Below are 21091 nucleotides of genomic sequence, written 5' to 3'. Positions count from 1 at the left end.
CTGGTCGCATCGACGCAAGATGGATGCCTCTAGTGTCATAGCAAGACGACTGAGACGGCCTGGGAAGGCACTCTCCGGAGACAGCCAGCCTTCGATCAAGACATGAGAAAGGAGAGGGACCTCCACTCGTGGAACCAAAAACTCGGCGTGGTATCAACGTCATCTGGACACGCCCTTCAGGACCCGACTTCCTTGTGGCGGTGAGCCTCGGCTACCTTCTCTCTCTTCAGCCAGAGGTGCCCGGGGGCATCGCCGCCGCCATCACGATCGCGGCCCTGCGCTGCATCCGATTCAGCCGCGTGCCCGGCGAGGGATCAGACGCAGAGCCGTAACACCGACAACGTTCAAATCCGACATCAGCCAGAGCACACACCTGCTCAGCATCCTCGCTACGCGTGGGTAGTTCCCGGCTCACCTGTGGTTTCACAGACCCTCACAGGCGCTATCCGCCCCGCCGTCGCGGGGGTAGCTCGGACTCCTGGCCAGCCGCCCAGCTGCTCGCGATATCCGCCCCACCCACGCAGGGTTGCGTCACGGGCCAAGGCACGTGCTGCGTGTGGCCCGTCACCCAAGGGGTAGCTCGCTCAAGGATGTCTCGGCGGAGCCGGCCGGTCGAGGAGTTCGACAGCATAGCCAGCAGAGAGGCCATTTGCCTGTCGTGCCGGGGCCGGTCGACGGGGAACGACCCACTCTGTCGGGGAGCACCCAGGGGATGTAGCCCCAGTGTCGCTGGGTCGGGTGCTTTGCACGTGGGTGGCCTCCGGGTCCGTTCCGGGGTGCGACCTTCGGTGCCCTGGACCGCCCGTCGTCGTGCTCTCCCCGATCGTGAGCACTGCAACTCCACGGGTGTCGCCCCCGCCTCCACGCGGAGCCTGGTCGGCCGTCCAGCCCGGAATCGCCGCCGACCGGTATAAGCTCCAGCACAAGACACTCCGGTTCCGGTTCTGACGAACCGACGGCGCCGATCCAACCTCGACAGGTACGGTGCACTCAGCAGAACCTCCACGGCGAAGGAGTTCGCACGAATGCAGGTAAACGAAAACACCATGATCGCGTGACAACTCCGCAGGTCACGAAGTATCTGCCCCGCCCGCGCAGGGGTCGTCCCCCCCTTCGTACTTCACCCCTGTCTGATCATGGATCTGCCCCGCCCGCGCAGGGGTCGTCCGGGCGCCATGCGGGGGTGGCTCGCCGGGGCCGGATCTGCCCCGCCCGCGCAGGGGTCGTCCGGACCCGGCCGACCACACCCGCCACACCGTAGGATCTGCCCCGCCCGCGCAGGGGTAGCTCGGGGCCGCTGTGCATGAACTGCGCGCCACGCTGATCCGCCCTGCCCGTGCAGGGGTCGTTCGATTTACGATGCTCTTGCTTGACACGGCAGTGCTCTGACTACATAGGTTCACCGGGTTGCGCAGCCGCTGGCTGCGCTTTGTCCTTATCGCCGGACGGAACCAGCAACCGTCCGGTCACAGCATCAACGGCTCACGGTCCCGTAGAGCCAGCATCGGCATGCAGGGACAGGGCCGCGACGTCACCGCCGAAGCCCACCACGAGCGAGCCTTCCGGGGTCACGGTCAGCGCATGGACTGGCGCGGGGAACACCAGCTCCCGGCCGATCTGTCGCCCGGCCGCCGGCTCCCACAGGCACACTGTTCCATCCGAACCACCGGTGACGACCCTGAGTTCTCCACCGATCACCGCAGTCAGCACTGCGGACACGGTGCCTTCGTGGCCGACCAGCCTGCCGACTTCCCGTCCCATGACCAGGTCCCACACGCGCACGGTGGCGTCGTAACCTGCTGTGATCGCGTGGGCTCGGCTGCCGACGATCGCTGTCGCGACCGCCCACGCCTCGCCGTCGTGGCCCGGCAGGGGTTCCCCGACCGGTTGTCCGGTGGTCAGGTCCCACCGCCAGACCGTTCCGCCGCTCATACAGCCGACCGCATGGGGCCTGTCGTCGATCACCAGTGTGTCGATGGCCATGAGGAAGTCGTCGTGTCCGGTGAGTGCGCCGACCTGTTCCGCACTGGCCAGATCCCAGACCCGCACGGACATGTCGTCGTCGCTGGCGAGCGCACATGGTCGCCCCTGGAGGACAGCCGTGCCCAGACACCACACCTCACCGCTGATCCCCGGCATCTCGCCTGTCGGTTGTCGGGTGGCCAGGTCCCACGCGCGTACCGCCCAGTCACTGGCAGTGACGACGTACGGCCGACCGTCCACGACCTCCGTCGCCACCGCCCACACTCTGCCGTTGAGGTCGTTCATGGGGCCGCCGACCGGTCGGCCGGTCTCAAGGTCGCGCACCCGGACGGTCTGGTCCTTGCTGCTGGTGACCACGACGTGGCGGCCGTCCGAGAAGGTTGTCGCTACCGCGTCAACACCGCCGATGTGGCCGGACGGGTTCATCTGGAAGTTCGGGGCACTCTGTGCGCCGGTGGACCACAGCACCCGCCATGGCTCGGCCTCGACATCCTCCACTGACACGGCGGCAATCCGTGCCGACAACCCCCGGTCTCCGTACCGAGCCGCGTCCAGGGCCAGCAGCTGCCGCCGCACCCACGCCGGCACGTCCCGGTGTACGTCCACCGATGCCCGGTAGACCGCAGCCATCAGTCGCGCATCGGAATCCGCATCGGAAGCAAGCAACCCCAGAACCCGCTCCGGATCAGCGTTCACCAGCCATCGCAGGTCCGTCCACCATGCTTCCGCTCCCGACGGATCCGATGCCGAAGCGGCCATACGAACGTCGTCACTCATGGCCGAACTCTAGTGATGCGGCCGGACAGGTCGTCCGCCAAGTTGGATCAAGCTGCGCTCTTGAGAGGCCGTCCGCCCCAGCGGATGCCTCTTTCGCTTCGGATGCGGGCGCGTTCTCTGTGTTCGGCGGCCAAGAGCTCCCTGCATGGACGGGGCAGACGTTGTCGCTCGCTGTCTCCAGTGTTGCCATGTGACGTGTCTCTGCTGGTGAGCGGCATTGTCAGTGGCGTCACGTAGGGTGCGACATCTATTACGGGACGTGCACGGAAAGGGCTTTCAGATGTCGGCTGACGTGTCGGTGGTGGGGTTGATGCGGTCGATGCGGCTGGCGCCGGAGGTGGTGGAGTGGTTGTCGGTCTTATGGGGGAAGTCGGCGGCTCGTAATAGGGGTCGGAGGCATCTGCTGCTGGGGCACCTGCTGGATACGGCGGCGGTGGCGGAGGTGATGTGGGACGAGTATCTGGCTCCGTCGGTGCGGCGGAGGCTGGATGAGGCGGCTGGTGGGCGTGGTCGTGAGTGGTTCATGTGGGTGTGCGGGATTCACGATGCGGGGAAGGCGACTCCGGCGTTCCAGTCGCTGGACGAGGTCGAGGCGCGGCGGGTTGTTGCGGCTGGGCTGACGTGGGGGCGCTTGTCGAAGTCGAGGCGGTGGCGGCACGACGTGGCCGGTGGGGCGTTGCTGCGGCCGTTGCTGCGGGAGGCGTGGGGGGCGGAGGCGGCGGAGTGGGTGTGGCCGTTGGTGGCCGGTCACCATGGGGCGTGTCCGTCGGCGGGGGGTTTAAGAGGGCCGGTTGAGGCCCAGGGGCGGGGGGCGGCTTGGGGGGATGTTCAGCGGGGGTTGGTGGAGGTTTTCACCCGGGCTGTGGGTTTCGAGAGTCTGGCGGCGGTGTGTCCGTCGGGGGCGTTGCGGCGGGCGGATCAGCTGGCGTTGTCGGGCCTGGTGGTGATGGCGGACTGGATCGCGAGTGACAGTTCGTGTTTCGAGGGCATGGAGGACGCCGGCGCGGTGTCGCTGGGGGAGGCGCGGCGGCGGGCGGGGTTGGGGTGGTCGAGGTTGGGGTTGCGGGGTGGGTGGGGTGGTCTGGGGGTTCCGGGGGCTGCTGTTGAGGCTTTGAGTCGACTGGGTGTGGTTCCGCGGGCGTCGCAGGTGGAGTTGGTGGAGCGGGTGTGGGGGATGCCTGCTCCGGGGTTGGTGGTGGTGGAGGCCCCAATGGGGGAGGGGAAGACGAAGGGGGCGTTGGCGGCTGCGGAGATCCTGGCGGCGCGTTTCGGGTTGGACGGTGTGTTTGTGGCGATGCCGACGCAGGCGACGTGTGACCCAGTGTTTGAGCAGGTTTTGGAGTGGGTTGCGTCGTTTGATCGCAGTCTGGTGGATCAGGTGGCGTTGCTGCATGGCAAGCGGCGTTTCAACCAGCGGTGGCGGGAGTTGTGGGAGGCGTCTGCCGGGGCAGGTCCGGATGGGGCTGCGGCGGGGGACGAGTACGGGGCCGTGGATGAGGACGACGAGTTCGGTATGGGGGCGGACTCGTGCGAGGAGGCGGAGCGGGAGGGGCCGCTGCGCTGGTTCCTGGGTAGCAAGCGCGGGCTGCTGACCGGGTTCGCGGTGGGCACGGTCGACCACCTGCTGTATGCGGCGACGCGGACGCGGCATGTGATGCTGCGGTTCGCGGGCCTGGCGGGGAAGGTCGTGGTGGTGGACGAGGTGCACGCGGCCGATGTGTTCATGCGGCAGTTCCTTATCGAGGCGCTGCGGTGGCTGGGGCAGGCGGGGGTGCCGGTGGTGCTGCTGTCGGCGACGCTGCCGCCGGCGGTGCGGCAGTCGCTGGTGGATGCCTATCTGGCGGGGGCAGTGGGCCGTGCGGATGTGTCGGAGGCGGTTCCGGCGCCGGCGGGCTATCCGTCGGTGACGTCGGCGTGCGCGGTGGACGGGCGGATGGTGGTGGAGAGCTCGACCGTGGCGGTGGGGTCGTGGCGTCCGTCGGTGCGGGTGGGTGTGGAGTGGCTTGCTGACGTGACGGTGGACGGGGCCGTGGTCGCGGGCGCGGTACGCGAGGCGGTGTCCGGGGGCGGTGTGGCACTGGTCGTGGTGAACCAGGTGGAGCGGGCGCAGAACATCTACCGCGCGCTGGTCGACGGGGGGTTGGGCGGCGAGGTTCTGCTGCTGCACGGCCGGTTGTGTGCGGCGGACCGGGCGGAGCGGACGGAGCGGTGTCTGAGGCTGCTGGGTCCGGGCGCGGGGCAGCGGCGTCCGGGGCGGATGGTGGTGGTGGCGACGCAGTTGGCGGAGCAGTCGTTCGATGTCGACGCGGATGTGCTGGTGACGGATCTGGCGCCGGTCGATCTGCTGCTGCAGCGGGTGGGTCGGCTGCACCGGCACGAGGGGACGCGGCGGCCTGCTGGGCTGGCAGCGCCCCGGGTACTGGTGACGGGGGTGTCGGGCGGGGTGCCGACGCCGGAGTTCCTGAGGGCGTCGAAGGCGATCTACGGGGAGTGGGCCCTGTTGCGGGCTGCCGCGCTGGTAGCCCAAGCGGTGGGCGAGGCGCCGCCGATTTCGGGCGGCAGTGGAGGTCCTGCGGGGGCGGGTGGTCCGGGGTGGAGTGTGCCGGAGGAGGTTCCCGCTCTGGTGGCGCGTGCGTACGGGGAGTCGGGGGTGTGTCCGGAGTCGTGGGGTGCCCGGGAGCGGGCCGCCGGGGAGGCGTGGCGGGCGAAGGAAACCGAGCGGGCGTCCTGTGCGCAGCAGATGGTGCTGACCCGGCCGCGGGAGTGGGGAGCGCCGACGCTGGCGGGTCTTCACTACGGGGGGCAGGACGGGGTGAAAGAGGAGGACCTCGACGCAGTGGTGCGGGACGGCGAGCGGTCGGTCGAGGTGGTGATGGTCCACCGGGTCCGCAGCGGGTACGCGGCGCTGGGCGGGTGCCGGCTGGGCGCTCATGGTGAGGCGGCGGAGGCCGAGGTGGTGGAGCGAGTGCTGGGCGGGCTCGTGCGGCTGCCACCCAGGCTGACGGAAGCAGCGGAGAAGGAACTCAGCGCGTTGCCGGGGTGGGTGGGGGATCCGTGGCTGCGGTATGCGAAGGCGCTGGTCCTGGAGGAGGACGGCTGGGCCGTGCTGGGCGATTGGCGGGTCGGGTACGACAGTGCGCTGGGCCTGATGGTCGAGGAAATGCAGTAGGCGCCCGCCCGCACCGGGCTGGACTGGCTTCCCCTGCGTGGGCGGGGACGACATACGCAACCAGGCGGGAGCACCCCTGCTGAGGCAGGGAGCAGATGAAGCTGGTCACCCTACCCGGTTCATGGGGTTCGGGGAGGAGCCGCGGTGGTGTCGTCACTCGGATGGGTGGCCCGCCTCTGATTCGGGAGCGGCAGCGCAAGCAGGCGTTGAAAGATGTGCAGACCGGTGAGCGCCTTCCCCGGGTTTCTGGGTGCTCACCGGTGCTTCGGCGATGTGAGAAGAGGGCGGCAGGGTGTGTGGTGATCTTGTGCGGGACGGCTGGTTACCCGCTGTCGGTATCGACGGCGTCCGGTCCGAGGTGGGGGTGCTGGGTGCGCTGACGCGGGCTCACGGGATCCGGCGGCTCGAGTTGCCGGAGCCGACGATGCTGCCGGCGGTTCTGCGGCAGGTGCTGCTTCCCGTGGTGCTGGACGCGCTGGGCGCCCCGCGGTCCGCGAGGGAGTGGGGGGAGCGGTTCGGCCGGGGGCGTTTCACTCCGGTTGAGGAGGGAGTTTTGGCCGAGTACCTGGGCGCCCGGTTCGGTGACCGGTTCCGGCTCTTCGACGAGGCCCGGCCGTTCGCTCAGGCCGCCGGGCTGAACGCGGTCAGCGGGGATACGAAGTCGTCGGCGCTGCTGGTGCCGTCGATCGCCTCGGGGAACAACGTGCCGCTGTTCAGTTCGCTCAGCGAGGCGGACGACCTGGACCTCACCCCGGCTCAGGCGGCGCTGTGGCTGCTGCACACGCAGTGCTGGGACACGGCGGCGATCAAGACCGGCGCAGCCGGGGATCCGGCGGTCGCGAAGGGGAAGACCACGGGGAACCCGACCGGGCCGCTCGGGCAGCTCGGTGTGATCGTTCCCGTGGGCGGGACCCTGTACGAGACGCTGCTGCTGAATCTTCCGGTTCTGCCCGACGGCCTGGATCCGGTCGACCGGCCTCAGTGGGACTGGGACAAGCGCCTGTTGCCCGTCGGCGGGATGGATCCCTCCTCCCCTCAATGGTCCGTGCGCCCGGCGTCGGGGCTGCTGGACCTGCTGACGTTCCAGTCACGCCGGATCCGCCTGATCCCGGTGGACACCGGGGACGGGCTGCGGGTCCGACGAGTGGTGGTGTGCGCGGGAGACCGGCTGGAACGGACCCCGCAGGAGGAGCCGCACACGGCGTGGAACCACACCGCCAAGCCGAAGGCCGGACAGCCGTCGCAGCGCCCGCGCCGTCATCTATCCGGCCGGGCGGCCTGGCAGGGCCTGGGCGCCCTGCTCGCCCTCGGCCTTCCCTCGGACGGCAGCGGGCCGGTCACCTCGCTGCTGCTACGGCAGGTCGGTGACCTGAGCGCGGAGGGCTGTCTCCCGCCGGATTACGCCCTCGGTGTGGAGACCTGCGGGCTGGAGTACGGGAACCAGAGCGCGGTCGTCGAAAACGCCATCGCGGACCGTCTCCCCGTGCCGGTGGCCGCGCTCGTCGCTGACAGCCCCGATCTACGGGAGGCCATTTTGGAGTGTGCGGCCCAGGCCGACCAGGCGGGCCGGGCCCTGGACCGCTTCCACGCGGACCTGCGGCGTGCGGGGGGCGGCGATCCGCTGCCCCGGGACAAGGGCGAGCGGCCCTCTTCGCGGCTGCTGCACGCGGTCGACGGGCCGATGCGGCGCCTGCTGGCCGGCGTGCGGACCGTCGGGGACGACTGGGACCTGCTGGAACGCGGCCGTGAGGCCTGGGAGCTGACGCTGTGGCGCGAAGCCGGGCGGGAAGCCGGCCAGCTCCTGGCCGCGATGCCGCCCCGGGCGGTGGTGGGCAGGACGGTCCGGGAGAACAACAAGGAGACCGTGTACCGCAGCGGCCGGGCCGAGGCGTGGCTGTGGAAGGCGCTGCGGGAGCTGCTGCCCCGGGCGGCCGACGCGGTGGACGCAAGGGGGGAGGCGGCATGACCGCTGGCACTTCAGCGCGACAGGGCGCCCGTACTCGGCGGGCCCTGTTCTGGGAGTCGTTCAATCCCGGGCAGCCGTACGCGGCGGCGGACCTCGCCGCCCTGAGGGCGGGTGTGGGCCGTGAACCGGGTTCACTGCCCAGGCCGCTGCACCGGGTCCAGGTCTCCGACGCCGACGGGACAGCCGGGATGGTGCCGGTGTCGTTCGCCGCCGAGCATGCGGCGCTGACGCTGTTCGGTGTCCACCAGCAGGGACAGGCCCGTCCGGTCCACCGGCCGGACACCGGGCTCGGGGACGCCTGCCGGGCCCTGCGGCGCAGCGGCCGGGCCAGCCCGCTCGCCGTGGACCGGCGCCTGGACGCCCTGGCCGGTTCCCTCGACGGGGACGAACTCGCCCAGCATCTGCGGGCGCTGGTGCAGCTGCTGCGCGGGGCCGGGATCGGGCTGGACTACACCCGTCTCTTCTTCGACCTGCGGGCCTGGCAGCTGACGGAGGCCGAGCGCGGCCAGCGGGTGAGGGCCTGGGGCCTGCAGTACACGGACCTGGCCCGTACGGATTCCTCCGGGCCGGGCCCGCTCCCGGGCACCCCGGCCGCCGAGGGCCCGTACTGGGAGGTCCACGACCCCGGCGCGGCGACCTCGGGTGCCGTGCTGGCGGCCCTGCGCTCGGGGGCGGGCCGGGAAGCGGGAACGGTCCCCGCGATGTGGACCCTGCACCGGGCCGGGGCGAGTCCGTACGAGCAGGCCACCGGTGCCTCGGGGGACCGGTTGGCCGTCGAGCACACGGCGCTGGTCCTGTTCGGTCTGCACCAGCAGGGCCAGCGGAAGGCGATGCACACCCCGGGCGTGGGGCTGGGCAAGGCATGCGGCAGGCTGCGGACAACGGACCGGGTGGGCTCCGAGGCGCTGGCGCGGCGCTTTGGGAACATCCTCACCTCCGTGGACAGCCACGAACTCGCCCAGCATCTGCGCGGCCTGATCCCCCTCCTGCGCACGGCCGGACAGCCCCTCGACTACGGCCTCCTCCAGCGCGATCTGACCCGGTGGGACCAGGCCGACGAGCAGCCGCGGGTGCGGGGCCGGTGGGACCGGGCGTTCCACTCGCCCTCCGCCTCCCCGGCCTGACCCACCAGGCAACCGCGCCGCACCCCCTGTTCCCGGCGGCGGAGCCAGTGCTCCCCGCAGGTGTTTCCCGGATGTTCCGCTCTCCCGGGCCTGTCGGTCCCGGCAGGAGCGCGGGGCATTCCGGGCAGGCCGCCAGCGCCGCCCGTGCCCGGGGCCGTCGCGGACCACCCACTTCACCAGCGACTCGGCAGCCGCATCGTTCTCACCGAAGGAGTTCAGCCATGACCGATCCCACCCTCTTCGTCGAGGTCCACATTCTGCAGAGCCTTCCGCCGTCCAACGTCAACAGGGACGATTCGGGCACACCGAAGCAGGCCCTGTACGGAGGCGCGCGCCGGGCCAGGGTCTCCTCCCAGGCCTGGAAGCGGGCCACCCGGATGCACTTCGCGGCGGGATCGCCCGAGGCGGACCGCGCCACCCGCACCAAGCGGATCGGCGGCCTGCTGACCGCGCGGCTTGCCCAGCCCGCATCCGAGGGCGGCGCAGGCCTGGCAAAGGAGCACGCCGAGCGCTTGGCCGCCGCCCTGCTGGTCCCGCTCGGCATCACCCCGTCCGCCACCAAGGCCGAACAGTCCGCCTACCTGCTGTTCTTCGGCAAGCGGCAGCTCGACGGCCTCATCGCGCTGCTGAACGGGCGCGGAGCGGAACTCGCCACTCTGCCGGACAAGGACCTCAAGGACGAGATCGCCTCGCTGGGCGTCGTCGGCACGCTCTCCAGCGGGCACCCTGCGGAGGTCGCGCTGTTCGGCCGGATGGTCGCAGACCTGCCTGCCCTGAACGTCGACGCCGCGGTCCAGGTCGCGCACGCGCTCTCCACCCACACGGTGCGTACCGAGTTCGACTACTTCACGGCGGTCGACGACGAGAACACCGTGGACTCCGGCGCGGGAATGATCGGCACCGTGGAGTTCAACTCGTCCACGCTCTACCGGTACGCCGTCCTCGGCATGCACCAGCTGCGGGAGAACCTCACCGCTTCCGACGCCGTCCTCGACGCCGCGGTGCGATTCGTCGACTCCTTCACCCGGTCCATGCCCGCAGGCCACCAGAACTCCTTCGCCCACCGCACCGTGCCCCGGCTGATCGCCGTGACCCTGCGCACCGACCAGCCGGTCAACCTGGTTTCCGCCTTCGAGGAACCCGTCACCGGTGCGAGCGGACTCGTCGCGGAGTCCGCGGTCCGGCTGGCCGGCGAGCTGGACGCCGTCGGCACCTCCTGGGGCTCCACGCCGGTGCGTACCCTGTCGACCTACGTCCTCCAGGGCGACAAGCTCGCCGACAGCTTCGGCACGTCGCTTCCCTTCCCCAAGCTCCTCGACACCCTGAGGGAGCTCCTCGACGGATGGCTGGCGAACGGGCAGATCCCCACCGGGCCGGGTCGGCACAGCGCGGACGTGCCGTCCGCTCGGGACGGCTCGGCCCCCGCCACGGCCACGACGCGGGACGCCTCGTGACCCAGGCAGCCGTTCTCGTGCTGCGCTTCGCCGGACCATTGCAGTCCTGGGGCCGGCCGTCCCGCTACAACCGGCGCGAGACCCACCACGAGCCCACCAAGTCCGGCGTCCTCGGCCTCCTCGCCGCAGCCCAGGGACGCCCCCGCGAGGCCCCCATCACCGACCTCCTCGACCTGCGGCTCGGTGTCCGCGCCGACCAGCCCGGCAGCCTGCTGCGCGACTACCACACCGTCAGCGACCACCGCGGACAGCCGATGCCCTCCAGCCAGGTCAACGCCAAAGGCATCCAAAAGAAGACCAGCCCCGCCAAGTACACCGGCGTCACCCAGCGCTACTACCTCCAGGACGCCGTCTTCACCGCAGCCCTCCACGGACCCGCGACCCTCCTGGAGGAACTCGAGCACGCCGTACGCAACCCCGTCTTCCCGCTGGCCCTGGGCCGGCGCTCCTGCCCGCCCACTGGCCCCCTCACGCTGGGCCTTCACCCCGGCGCCGCACTCCTCCCCGCCCTGAGCGGTGTTCCCTGGCAGGCCGCGGCCCACCACCGCAAAGAGATCGACGGCACTCACGTCACCCTGGCAGCCACCATCGAGGACCCGGAGGGCGAGCACACCATCGACGACACACCCGACACCTACAACCTGCGCACCGGCACCCTCTACAGCACCCGCACCGTGCACCGCACATCCATCACCATCCCCACCCTAGAAACCCCTTCCTCAACCACCTCTCTCCCACCCCACCTGGCCTCCGGCCACGACCCCTTCACCCTCCTGGGCTGGTGACCCCCATGCCATACCTGTCGAAAATCGCCCTCAACCCGCACCGCCGCAGCGCCACCGCCCTGCTGTCCAACCCCCACCGGATGCACGCCACCCTCCTCGCGGGCATCGCCACCCAGCCCGTCACCGAACGCGTCCTGTGGCGCCTGGAGAACGACAACCCCCACCGCGCGGAAGTCCTCGTCCTCACCGACAGCCGCCCCTCCTGGACCCACCTCGTCGAACAGGCCGGCTGGCCCGGCGCCGACAACAGCACCCCCCTCATCGCCGACTACACCCCCCTGCTCGCCCGCGTCACCCACGGCCGCGACTTCGTGTTCCGCCTGACCGCCAACCCCGTCCAGTCCGTACGAAACCCTGAAAAACCCACCCCCGGACAGGCCACCCTGCGGGCCAAGCAGCACGCCCAGCCGGGCACCGCAGCCGAGCGCGGCATCCGCGGCTTCCGCATCCCCCACCGCACCCCCCACCAGCAGCTCCACTGGCTCCTTGACCGCACCGAACGCCACGGCTTCACCATCCCCTCCACACCTGAGCCCGCACTGGAGCCTGAGCTCGGCCTCGGACAGCCCGACTCCCCGCCCCCCGCCGTGATCCTCACCGCCCGCGAAGTCCTGCGCTTCAGCAAGCGTCCCAACGGCCCTCGGGTCACCCTCTCCACCGCCACCTTCCAGGGCCTCCTGCGTGTCACCGATCCCGACCTGCTCCGCACGACCCTGCTCCAGGGCCTCGGCCCGGGCAAGGGCTACGGCCAGGGTCTCCTCACCCTCGCACCGCTCACCCCAGGGAACGACCATGCCTGACCCGTGGTGGAGAACCCGCCCCCAGGAAATCCACCGTCTGGAGGACCGCATCTCCAGCCTCTACGCCGAACGCTGCCACATCGACCGCGACGACAACGCCATCGTCCTGGTCAACAAGGCACGCGTCGTCCACGTCCCCGCCGCCTACCTCGCAGTCCTCCTCATCGGACCCGGAACCCGCATCACCCACGCCGCCGTCACCCTCCTCGCCGACTCCGGCACCACCCTGTGCTGGGTCGGCGAGCAGGGAGTACGCCTCTACGCCTCCGGCCTCGGCCTGGCCCGCAACTCCCACCTCCAGTTACGGCAGGCCTGGCTCATCACCCGCCCCAAGCAGCGCGTCGCCGTCGCCCGTCACATGTACGATCTCCGCTTCCCCGGCGAGGACACCAAAGGGCTGACCCTCCAGCAACTCCGCGGCCGAGAAGGCACACGGATCCGCAAGCTCTATGCCCACCACTCGCAGAGAACCGGCGTTTCCTGGACCAAGCGCGAATACAAACCCGGCGACGCCTTCGCCGCAGGCGACGACGTCAACCGCCTCCTCTCGGCAGCGAACTCCGCCCTCTACGGCATCTGCCACGCAGTCATCACCGGCGTCGGAGCCAGCCCCGCCCTCGGCTTCGTCCACACCGGATCAGCGCTCTCCTTCGTCCTCGACATCGCCGACCTCTACAAAGCCGACCTCACCATCCCCCTCGCCTTCGACCTCGCAGCCCAAGGCCTCACCAGCGAACGCGACGCCCGAATCGCCCTCCGCGACGCCATCGTCAGCGAAAAACTGCTCCCCCGCATCGTCACCGACCTCAAGAACCTCCTCACCGCCGAAGGCGAAGAGGACCTCCTCGACCGAGAACTCAGCGGCCTGTGGGACGAAGACGGCACCGTGGTCGCCAGCGGCGTCAACTGGGGAGACCAGCCCTTCTCACCCACCACTCACCTCGACGTCATTCCGCCCCCGCCCACAGCGGCTGCTGAACCGGCCGAACCAGACCCGGCCAGCCCGCCCCACAAGCCGGACGACATGCCCGGGGAGCCGGAACAATGACCGTCATCGTGCTGATCGCCGCCCCACCCGGACTCCGCGGCCACCTCACCCGGTGGTTCATCGAAACCGCACCAGGCATCTTCGTCGGCACCCCCGGCAGCCGCATCAGGGACCGAATCTGGCGACTCCTCTCAGACCGGATCCACGACGGCCAAGCCGTCATGATCGAACCCGCCGCAACAGAACAACGCTGGTCCGTACGAACCGCCGGCCGCAACCGCTGGACCCCCACCGACTTCGACGGCATCACCCTCATGGCCCGCCCCCGGCAAAGCAACCAACCCTGGCAATCAGCCGGAACCAGAATGGATTGAAGGCTCACAGATGGATGGTCTCAACTGCTTGCCGGAGCGGGATCTCGTCCACCCGATCCACGCAGGACTCTGATGCAGGTAAACGAAAACAGCATGATCACGTGACAACGGCGCAGGTCACGAAGTATCCGCCCCGCCCGCGCAGGGGTAGCTCTCTCGGGCTGCGGGTCAACGGCGGGCGCCGGAGATCCGCCCCGCCCGCGCAGGGGTAGCTCCAGGAGCGTGGCGAGGGCCGCGAGACCTGTCAGATCCGCCCCGCCCGCGCAGGGGTAGCTCCCCCGGCCAGTCGTCACCCTGCGGCCACCACGCATCCGCCCCGCCCGCGCAGGGGTAGCTCGTCCTCGTGCACCCCAGGGCGGGCGGTTCATGCATCCGCCCCGCCCGCGCAGGGGCAGTTCGCAGCTTGAAGACCTGCGGGACATCTACGAGAAACCCGCCCCGCCCGCGCAGGGGTCGCTCGGGGGCGAGCCGGGCCCTACGGGGAACTCGGCGTCTTCCCCGCCCGCGCAGGGGTAGCTCTCAGCGGGCGGGTCTCTATCGGTGGTGACCGGGCCAGTGCGGGTCTTCCCAGCGGTCGGGACCGGTGACCCCGAGCAGCCTTATCCGGTGAAGTAGTTCTTCGGATGCGCCGATGGCGCGTAGCCGGGTCGGAGCATGGCGGACCAGCCAGACAGTCAGCTCGGCGCGCATCTCTTCCCCGTTCTCCCAGGCGTCCCAGGGAAGTCGGTCATCGAGCAGGTCGTACTCCCACTGTGCCGCTGCTTCGGCCAGGTGCTGGTCGGCCGCGGGTCCGATCAGTGCTTCCCAGGTGTGGAGCCACGGACTCAGGGCGCCCGATGCCTCGGCGTTCAGTACGAGGACCTCGTACGCGGGTACGGCGGGATCCGAATCGGTGAGCGTGTGCGCCCACCAGGCGTGCAGGAATTCCCCGACCGCCGCGGCCTGCTCGGCAGGCCACTGCTGCCAGTGGCCGAGTGCGAACGAGCGCCCGGCCCTTTCCATGCCGAAGGGAGGCTCGATGAGGCCGCTGACGAGGGTCGTCGCGAACCGGGGCAGAATCCTGCGGAGGACGGATGCGTGATCGCTCCAGTCGATGGCCTCCCATGTGCGCTGCAGGAGGTCGGGGTCGAGCTCCGTGTCCGCCACCTTGAGCTGGGCGAGGTCTTCCGCACTGCCCCAGTGGCATTCGCAGTTGTGCTCGTCGGGGTGTGCGGTCATCCCCCGAAAGGTGGCTGCCAGGTCATCCAATGCGGCGTCGAGGCGAAGTCGGGCGCGGGACCGGTCGAGGTTCTTCATGGACGTTCGCCTTCGAGGACTCCGGGCGTCGGCAGCGCCCGAAGATTGCCAACTTACCGGGGCGGCCCCGGCCCGCCATCAGCCGCCCGCGCACAGGGGGGTGCCCCTGTCACCGGAGTGGGAAACGATCTCCGGCAGTCTGGGAAGCGATCTTCATCCGCCTCTGGAGTGCCTGGTCATGGGGGCTCGTGAACACCCCGGATGTGAGTGTGATCGAGGGCGAGATCCCTTTCATGCCGGGCGAACCTGTTGGTGTGGTCGGGGTGCCTCCACAGCGGATCGGGGTCAGCAGACGTAGAAGGTCTGGGGTTCGGTCTGGGTGCCCCGTGTGTTGATGGGGATGGTGAGGTATGGAGAGCCGAGTCTCAGTGCCCGGCGTCGACGCTGCCGTCGTCGCCACCAGCGTCCCCTGGCCCGATCACACCCCCTGAACCGGTGACCTCGGTGGTTGATCCGACTGCCAAAGCCCAATAATCTGACCAAATGGTGCATAGTGCGGCGAGTGATGTCGATGGCTACCTGGCCGAGGTTCCCGAGGAGCGCCGGGCCGCGCTGACCGGGTTGCGGGAGCTGTGCCGTACGGAGCTGGTGGGCTTCGAGGAGGTCATGGCGTACGGGATGCCGGCCTACCGGCGGGACGGTACCGCGGAGATCGCGTTCGCCGCCCAGAAGCGGTACATCTCCTTCTACCTCCTGCGTGGTGATGTCCGCGAGGCGTTCGAGGGGCGGTTGGCCGGACAGGACATGGGCAAGGGCTGTCTGCGGTTCCGGGGGCCGGAGAGCATCGACTTCGACCTGGTACGGGATCTGCTCAGGGCCACCGCGGCCCGACGGCCCGGCGTGGCCTGCTGATCCCGCCCGGCCGTCGGGTCGCGGTGGGCCCGGCGGCCGGGCGCGACCTCAGGCGCAGCCGAACTCCCGCTTCGGCGCCGGCCACAGCCGGTACGACGCTCCGGCATCAGCCGGTCCGGCTTCGGGTGAACCAGCGACACAGAGGCAGCCCCGGCAGATACCGTGCTCACAGCAGACCTCCACGGGAAAGAGCCGACCAGATGCAGGCAAACGAAATCACCATGGTCACGTGACAACGCCCCAGGTCACGAAGTACCCGCCCCGCCCGCGCAGGGGTAGTCCCGCGTCGCGGTAGGTGCGGGTGACCTGGGCCCGATCCGCCCCGCCCGCGCAGGGATGGCTCAGTTGTCGGGCTCGGTCCGCATGGCGTACGGCTTCATGAGGAGGACGACCCGGTCGCTCTTGACATCGAAGCCGAGGATCGGATGGCCATCGGTACCCTCCGCTTCCATCAGCACCGGTCTGTTCAGCCGTCGCCCGATCTCACGGAGGAAGCCGCACAGCACATCGAGTCGTTCCTGCCCCTGGAGCTCGCGCAGGTCGACGTCGAAGTCGACCACCTCGTCGTCGAGGAAACGGAAGATCACCAGCACATCGGCAGCCGGCCAGACCCGCAGGTTCGGGCACTCGGCATCGACCGGGCGGGACAGCACGACCTCGGCCCGGGGCACCGGGAGCACTGTCGCTCCCTCCGAGTACCGGCACTTCCAGCCTTTCTCGGCCACAAGATCGAGAACAGTCTGCCAGCCCTCCACCGAGACATCCGGCACACGAACGTCCGGCAGCGACCCCATCGAATCCGGGTCGAGGAAACAGCTCATGTCATCCCACAGCAGATCAGCCACCTCGCCATGCTGCCCGGCCCTCCGACCCGACACACCATCATTTCCCTCAAGGAAAGACATGGGGCCCTTCGAGCACGGTGGCCTCAGGCCAGGGCCCACGGAGCCGTCGTCTCCGGGCTGCGGGAACGGGTCGGCCAAGCGGCATCGGCAGGGAAGCCGAAGCCGCGCCCGGTCTGTACGGGGCACCGAGACGGACGCGAGCCGCCGGGCCGCGATCGGCGTGCGAGCCACCCAAGCGGTGGGCGGCCATCGTGCCGCGAAACCGGTCGGGTAAGTCGCCGCGATTGCCTTCGAACCGGACTCGCCAGCCGACTGTGTGCCCAGCGTCCCCGGCCTGGGTCACGTGGGTCCGCCTGGAACAGACCCGCATCAGTAGGCGTCCTTCAACTGGGGTGTGTGACCCGGGTGCGCCAGCGGGCCATCGATATGATTACGATCATGACGGCAGCGGAACCGACCATCGTCGCGACCTCCGGAGGACACCGGATCGGGGACCGCACCAGGGTGGTGTTCGACGCCCTGGTGCATCATGCGATCGACCTCTCTGGAGTCCACGGCCGACGCCCGCGCATCCTGTACGTCGGCACCGCCATCGGAGACGCCGAGCACTTCACCGCCCGTATGACCGAGGCCGCCCGGGTACCGGGATTCGATCTGACGCCTCTCCACCTGTTCCCCATGCCCAACGTGGAGGACGTCGAGGGCACCGTCCTCGACCACGACGTGGTCTGGGTCATGGGAGGCTCCGTGGTCAACCTGCTTGCCGTCTGGAGAGCACACGGCCTGGACCACATCATGCACAAGGCATGGCAGGCCGGCGTCGTACTCAGCGGCGTCAGCGCCGGATCCCTCTGCTGGTTCCAGGGTGGCGCCACCGACTCCTTCGGACCAGAGCTGCGCCCGGTCACGAACGCGCTCGGGTTCCTGCCGTACAGCAACGGCGTCCACTACGACTCCGACGAGGGCCGACGGCCCCTGACACACCGGCTTGTGGCTGAAGGCACCCTGCCGACGGCCCACTGCACGGACGACGGAGTCGGTCTGGTCTACTGCGGAACCGAACTGGTGGAGGCCGTGACAGAAATACCGGGACGCGGCGCCTATCAGGTCACACGTGACGGAAACAGAGCCGTGGAGGAACGCATCGAGCCCCGCAGGCTGCCCGCGCACCGAGTATGACCCGCATCCTCACCCGCGGTCCTGGCCGTCCAGCCGGGAATCACCCGACACAGACCCGGCCCCGGCAGATACGGTTCGCTTCAGCAGAAGCCCCACGGCGATGGAATTCGCACGAATGCAGGTAAAGGAAAACACCATGATCACGTGACAACTCCCCAGGTCACGAAGTACCCGCCCCGCCCGCGCAGGGGTCGCTCGTCCCTTTTATCTTCGGGTTGTTGTCAGAGGTGACCCGCCCCGCCCGCGCAGGGGTCGCTCGTCCGGCACCGCGGCCGCCTTCCCGATCGCCAGATCCGCCCCGCCCGCGCAGGGGTCGCTCGGCGACCGGCGATCTCACGGCGATCCGCGACAAGGTCGCCGAGTGTCTTCCCCGCCTACGCAGGGGTCGCTCGGCACAGCTCGTCGAGGCCCAGGTCGCCGAGGAGTCTTCCCCGCCTGCGCGGGGAGCTCGCCCAGGGCGAGGTCCGGCTTGTCGCCCGAGCGCGCGGGCAGCCGGTGGGCGCGGACCTGTTCGTCTGTCGTGTCGGGCCCGGTCCTCAGCGCCGAACGCCACGACGACGCCGGTCCTGGCGGACCGTCAACCGGCGCCTGCCCGGACTCTCGGCACGGGCCGTACGCCCTCTTGGGCCGTCGCCTCCGGGCTGTGAGCCCTGACCTGAGCCTTTCCCATCAGTGGGCTCCGGCGCTGTGGCGGCTCTCCGGTCGTTCTCCGGCGCGGAGACACCGGGCCCGGCGCCGGATACGCGGTCGTGAACCGGCCGCCGCTGACAGCTCGCCTCTCGCGCCGCGAACCGCGCTGCCGGGCACGCAATGCGCGCATACCGCGTTTCCAGTGCGGGTCGCGCGCCTAGACTGAACCAACCGGTCCGCCTTCAGGAGGAGGTCCCGCTGTGGAGCTGCCCACCGGTCCGTCCGCGACGAGGCCCCGCCCCCCGGACTGGCCGCCCAGAACGCCCCCGCCACCGAAGAACCCCGCGCCTCCCCCCAACCCACCATCTCTCCCGCCCGCCGCCGGCCCAGGATCGACCGGCCGTCCCCTCATGGCCAACCGCCCCGGCGCCGCATGGACACTCGAGTCCCAGCCCTGGAGCGCCCCGAAAGCAATCCGCCTGGTCAGAGAGCACCTCGCCCATCGGGGCCGGCGCACCCCCGACAGCACCGACGAGGTCGTCCAGCTCCTCGTACGGGCCGCGGTGGCGGACGGCGGCCGGACCATCAGCCTCCACCTGGCGGAACAGAACCGCACACTCCTCGTCCTGGCCCTCAGCCACCAACCTGATCCCCTCACCCTGGACGACTCCCTCCTCCCCACACTGCACCGCCTCGGCGTCCTCAGCTGCGGAACCGAGACCGGGACCGACGGACGGCGCCTGTTCGCCGTCCTCCCCCTGACCCGCTGAAACCAGCCGGGAACGAAAGCACTCCGCACACCTCGCCGTGCGCGGTGGGGGCCTCGCCTCCGTCGACCTCGTCCTCAGCGATCCCCTCTTCCACTCCCACCGCGCGACCACCGACGCCACCGCCCGCCGCATGTTCACCGGCGCGCGCCGGGCACTGCGGCCCGGGGGCTAGCGATCCGAAGTTCGTCGTCCTGCGGTCGGCTCTCCGGGGGAGGGCGCGGCGTACGACTTAGGATCACCTCAAGTCGCATATGGGTAGGGGGAGTTGTCATGGTTCGGTCCATGAATGGCGTCGCCCGGGGCGCGGTGCCGCTGATCGTGCTGGCGGTGGTGGTCACGGGGTGCAGCAGTGAGACGACGAGGACGGGCTCGCGTTCCGGCTCCGGGTCGGGGTCGGGGTACGGCTCCGATACGGGTGCGGGCTCGGGGGCTGACGACGACTGGGACAGGGCCGTCAAGAAGCTGAAGGACGAGCAGGAGGCCGCGTCCGAGGAGGCCGAGGAATCGGGTCGGAAGCGGGACGTCGGCCCCGGGGACTCCGCCTGCATCCTGCCGGTCGCCTTCGATCCGGGCCGGTACTGGCACGCGAAGGCCGTCGAGGGCGCGGCGGGCAAGCCGCTGCGGAAGGAGTTCTCGCTCGTCTGCGAGGTGAACAGCAAGGAGGCCCACGTGCGCGGCACACTGCGCGTATGGACGGCCGCGACCGCGGGCCGGAGCGCCGAGCAGGCGCTGAAGAGCCTGGTCGGCGATGTCGCCCCACGCCTGAAGCACGCCCGCTACTCCTCGGTCCGCACAGGTGACCTTCCGGTCGCCGAGGTCGTCTTCACGGAAACCCCGTCCCCGGGCGGCGACCAGGACACCACCGCCCGCGCCTTCGCCATCCGCGCCCCGGACGGCATCACCGTCGTCCAGCTCGGCGGCCTCGGCGGCTCCGAGGACCCAGCCGCGCTCCCGGCGTACGAACGGGCGAAGAAGTCCGCCGGCCCCCGGACACACTGACCCCGGGCCCGGCCCGGAGGTGCACGCCACCCTGCCGGGGGAGCGCCCGAAACCGGGCCACCGACGCCCAGGATCCGCCGCCGGAGGTCGAGCCTGTCCTGATTGCACGCTGAAGACCACAGGGGTCGCCTCCGGCTGCACGCGGAGCAGCCGGACCGGCTGGCCGCCCTGGTCGACACAGGACATGGCCTGGCTCGCGAACCGGCGCCGCCACCGCAGACCGGCGAACGAGCGCTACAGCTCCGACTCGGCAGCTGGGAGCTCGGTCTCGCCGCGGCTGCGCAGCCAGTTCAGCAGCCGGAAGCCGCGCTCGCTCTGTTCGGCGTTCCCGAACAGAGCGGCCGACGACGCTGCGGCGGTGATCGCCAGAATGGTGCCGATGACGGCCACCTGCGGGCCGGTGAACTGCTGGGGCTGACTTGGCGTGTCCACTGAGAATCCTTCGTATCGGTGAGGTGATCCAGCACAGGAGCCACGTGAGGGCCGCCGCCGCGCCTCACTCTTGACCTTCCCGGGTGTAACCGGAGAAGTCCCCGAACCGCAACGTGGCGCAAACGGTCCGGCATGGAGGGCCTTATGTCAGTGCAGGCCGCATGCGCCAGTCCGGGCAGCGGCCCGCTCGCTCGGACAACGTCCGTCCGCGAGGTCCCGCGTGACTACGATCATCACAGATCTCCTCCCGGACTGAATCGATTCTTCCCTCGGCCGGATCCAAAAGAATGGAAATCTCCTTCTTCATGCACGCCTTTGCTGTGACCGGGCCGGTCGAGTTTTGGCGAGATCGGCCTCTAACCGCGCACCTCGCACAGCCCGGCCGACCGCGCGGCCACAGTCCGAGCACGCCGGCTCTTGGCGCACCGCGTCGGCGGCGGCCGACGCCCCGCTCGCGCTCCGCCCGTTCCTGAACGGCCGCGCGGTCCGCGTCTCGGCGGGCCTGCTCCCGGCAGCACACGAAGTCCTCCGCCTCGACGGCGGTCTGCTCACTGCGCCGCGCCCCCGCTCCCTCGAAGGACACGCCTGCGCTCGTCCTCGCCGGGACCGGGTGGATCCCGGTCGAACTCCGCAGCGGCCTCGGCATGGCGGGACCTGCGGAGGTGGAG

At 70.1% G+C, this 21091-nt stretch carries 16 protein-coding genes, 1 pseudogene and 2 CRISPR repeat arrays; of the genes and pseudogenes, 13 read left to right on the top strand and 4 right to left on the bottom strand.

All coding sequences use genetic code 11. The features are described 5' to 3' along the window. Positions 1-1077: 1077 nt before the first annotated feature. Positions 1078-1346: a CRISPR direct-repeat array (repeat unit 25 nt; unit sequence GGATCTGCCCCGCCCGCGCAGGGGT). A 136-nt stretch (positions 1347-1482) separates the two neighbouring features. Next, positions 1483-2760 (bottom strand): WD40 repeat domain-containing protein, encoded by a 1278-nt coding sequence (locus ABT354_RS30740; protein ID WP_351499816.1) that lies wholly within the window; start codon positions 2758-2760, stop codon positions 1483-1485. Positions 2761-3040: 280 nt separating this feature from the next. On the opposite strand from ABT354_RS30740, the gene cas3 reads away from it, so the two are divergent. The 8 genes from cas3 (at position 3041) to cas2e (ending at position 13420) form a co-directional block, all read left to right on the top strand. Next, a complete protein-coding gene (cas3, locus tag ABT354_RS30735; protein WP_351499814.1) occupies positions 3041-5929 on the top strand; it encodes a CRISPR-associated helicase Cas3' in 2889 nt (962 codons plus the stop codon). A gap of 292 nt (positions 5930-6221) precedes the next feature. Continuing rightward, positions 6222-7895 (top strand): type I-E CRISPR-associated protein Cse1/CasA, encoded by a 1674-nt coding sequence (casA, locus tag ABT354_RS30730; RefSeq protein WP_351499812.1) that lies wholly within the window; start codon positions 6222-6224, stop codon positions 7893-7895. Beyond that, positions 7892-9019, top strand: a complete 1128-nt coding sequence (casB, locus tag ABT354_RS30725) for a type I-E CRISPR-associated protein Cse2/CasB (RefSeq protein WP_351499810.1) — start codon at positions 7892-7894, stop codon at positions 9017-9019. Before casA ends, casB begins: the two co-directional genes overlap by 4 nt. Before the next feature lie 221 nt (positions 9020-9240). Continuing rightward, positions 9241-10473: a type I-E CRISPR-associated protein Cas7/Cse4/CasC gene (gene cas7e, locus ABT354_RS30720; protein ID WP_351499808.1), complete on the top strand. Its 1233-nt coding sequence runs from the start codon at positions 9241-9243 to the stop codon at positions 10471-10473. Next, positions 10470-11258, top strand: coding sequence for a type I-E CRISPR-associated protein Cas5/CasD (cas5e, locus tag ABT354_RS30715; protein ID WP_351499806.1), 789 nt, complete (start codon positions 10470-10472; stop codon positions 11256-11258). The genes cas7e and cas5e overlap by 4 nt, the downstream gene beginning before the upstream one ends. A gap of 5 nt (positions 11259-11263) precedes the next feature. Continuing rightward, positions 11264-12058, top strand: a complete 795-nt coding sequence (cas6e, locus tag ABT354_RS30710; RefSeq protein WP_351499804.1) for a type I-E CRISPR-associated protein Cas6/Cse3/CasE — start codon at positions 11264-11266, stop codon at positions 12056-12058. Next, the gene (cas1e, locus tag ABT354_RS30705) at positions 12051-13106 is read left to right on the top strand and encodes a type I-E CRISPR-associated endonuclease Cas1e (RefSeq protein WP_351499802.1); all 1056 of its coding nucleotides are present in this window, start codon (positions 12051-12053) and stop codon (positions 13104-13106) included. The genes cas6e and cas1e overlap by 8 nt, the downstream gene beginning before the upstream one ends. After that, positions 13103-13420, top strand: a complete 318-nt coding sequence (gene cas2e, locus ABT354_RS30700) for a type I-E CRISPR-associated endoribonuclease Cas2e (RefSeq protein ID WP_351499800.1) — start codon at positions 13103-13105, stop codon at positions 13418-13420. The genes cas1e and cas2e overlap by 4 nt, the downstream gene beginning before the upstream one ends. A gap of 126 nt (positions 13421-13546) precedes the next feature. Beyond that, positions 13547-13939: a CRISPR direct-repeat array (repeat unit 28 nt; unit sequence ATCCGCCCCGCCCGCGCAGGGGTAGCTC). A 15-nt stretch (positions 13940-13954) separates the two neighbouring features. Here the strand turns inward: cas2e and ABT354_RS30695 are convergent. Beyond that, complete coding sequence (locus ABT354_RS30695; RefSeq protein ID WP_351499798.1) at positions 13955-14716, bottom strand: hypothetical protein; 762 nt, start codon at positions 14714-14716, stop codon at positions 13955-13957. 483 nt (positions 14717-15199) lie between these two features. Here ABT354_RS30695 and ABT354_RS30690 point away from each other — a divergent pair, with 483 nt between their 5' ends. Continuing rightward, complete coding sequence (locus tag ABT354_RS30690) at positions 15200-15568, top strand: iron chaperone (protein WP_351499796.1); 369 nt, start codon at positions 15200-15202, stop codon at positions 15566-15568. A 341-nt stretch (positions 15569-15909) separates the two neighbouring features. Here the strand turns inward: ABT354_RS30690 and ABT354_RS30685 are convergent, their stop codons facing one another. Next, positions 15910-16413: a hypothetical protein gene (locus ABT354_RS30685; RefSeq protein WP_351499794.1), complete on the bottom strand. Its 504-nt coding sequence runs from the start codon at positions 16411-16413 to the stop codon at positions 15910-15912. 438 nt (positions 16414-16851) lie between these two features. Here ABT354_RS30685 and ABT354_RS30680 point away from each other — a divergent pair, with 438 nt between their 5' ends. The 4 genes and pseudogenes from ABT354_RS30680 (at position 16852) to ABT354_RS30665 (ending at position 19991) form a co-directional block, all read left to right on the top strand. Next, entirely contained in the window at positions 16852-17592 is a 741-nt protein-coding gene (locus ABT354_RS30680; RefSeq protein WP_351499792.1) for a Type 1 glutamine amidotransferase-like domain-containing protein, read from the top strand. Positions 17593-18632: 1040 nt separating this feature from the next. Then, the gene (locus tag ABT354_RS30675) at positions 18633-18992 is read left to right on the top strand and encodes a hypothetical protein (RefSeq protein WP_351499790.1); all 360 of its coding nucleotides are present in this window, start codon (positions 18633-18635) and stop codon (positions 18990-18992) included. A 55-nt stretch (positions 18993-19047) separates the two neighbouring features. Continuing rightward, positions 19048-19161, top strand: a pseudogene (locus tag ABT354_RS30670) (methyltransferase); the annotation flags it as partial. Between the two features lie 113 nt (positions 19162-19274). Continuing rightward, positions 19275-19991 (top strand): lipoprotein, encoded by a 717-nt coding sequence (locus tag ABT354_RS30665; protein WP_351499788.1) that lies wholly within the window; start codon positions 19275-19277, stop codon positions 19989-19991. Between the two features lie 234 nt (positions 19992-20225). On the opposite strand, the gene ABT354_RS30660 is transcribed toward ABT354_RS30665, so the two are convergent. After that, the gene (locus ABT354_RS30660) at positions 20226-20423 is read right to left on the bottom strand and encodes a hypothetical protein (RefSeq protein ID WP_351499786.1); all 198 of its coding nucleotides are present in this window, start codon (positions 20421-20423) and stop codon (positions 20226-20228) included. Positions 20424-21091 lie beyond the last annotated feature (668 nt).

It is taken from the genome of Streptomyces sp. NPDC000594 (assembly GCF_040299965.1).
Lineage (GTDB): Bacteria > Actinomycetota > Actinomycetes > Streptomycetales > Streptomycetaceae > Streptomyces.
Note: the sequence above shows the minus strand (reverse complement) of the source record. Positions and strands in the feature narration are given on the sequence as shown.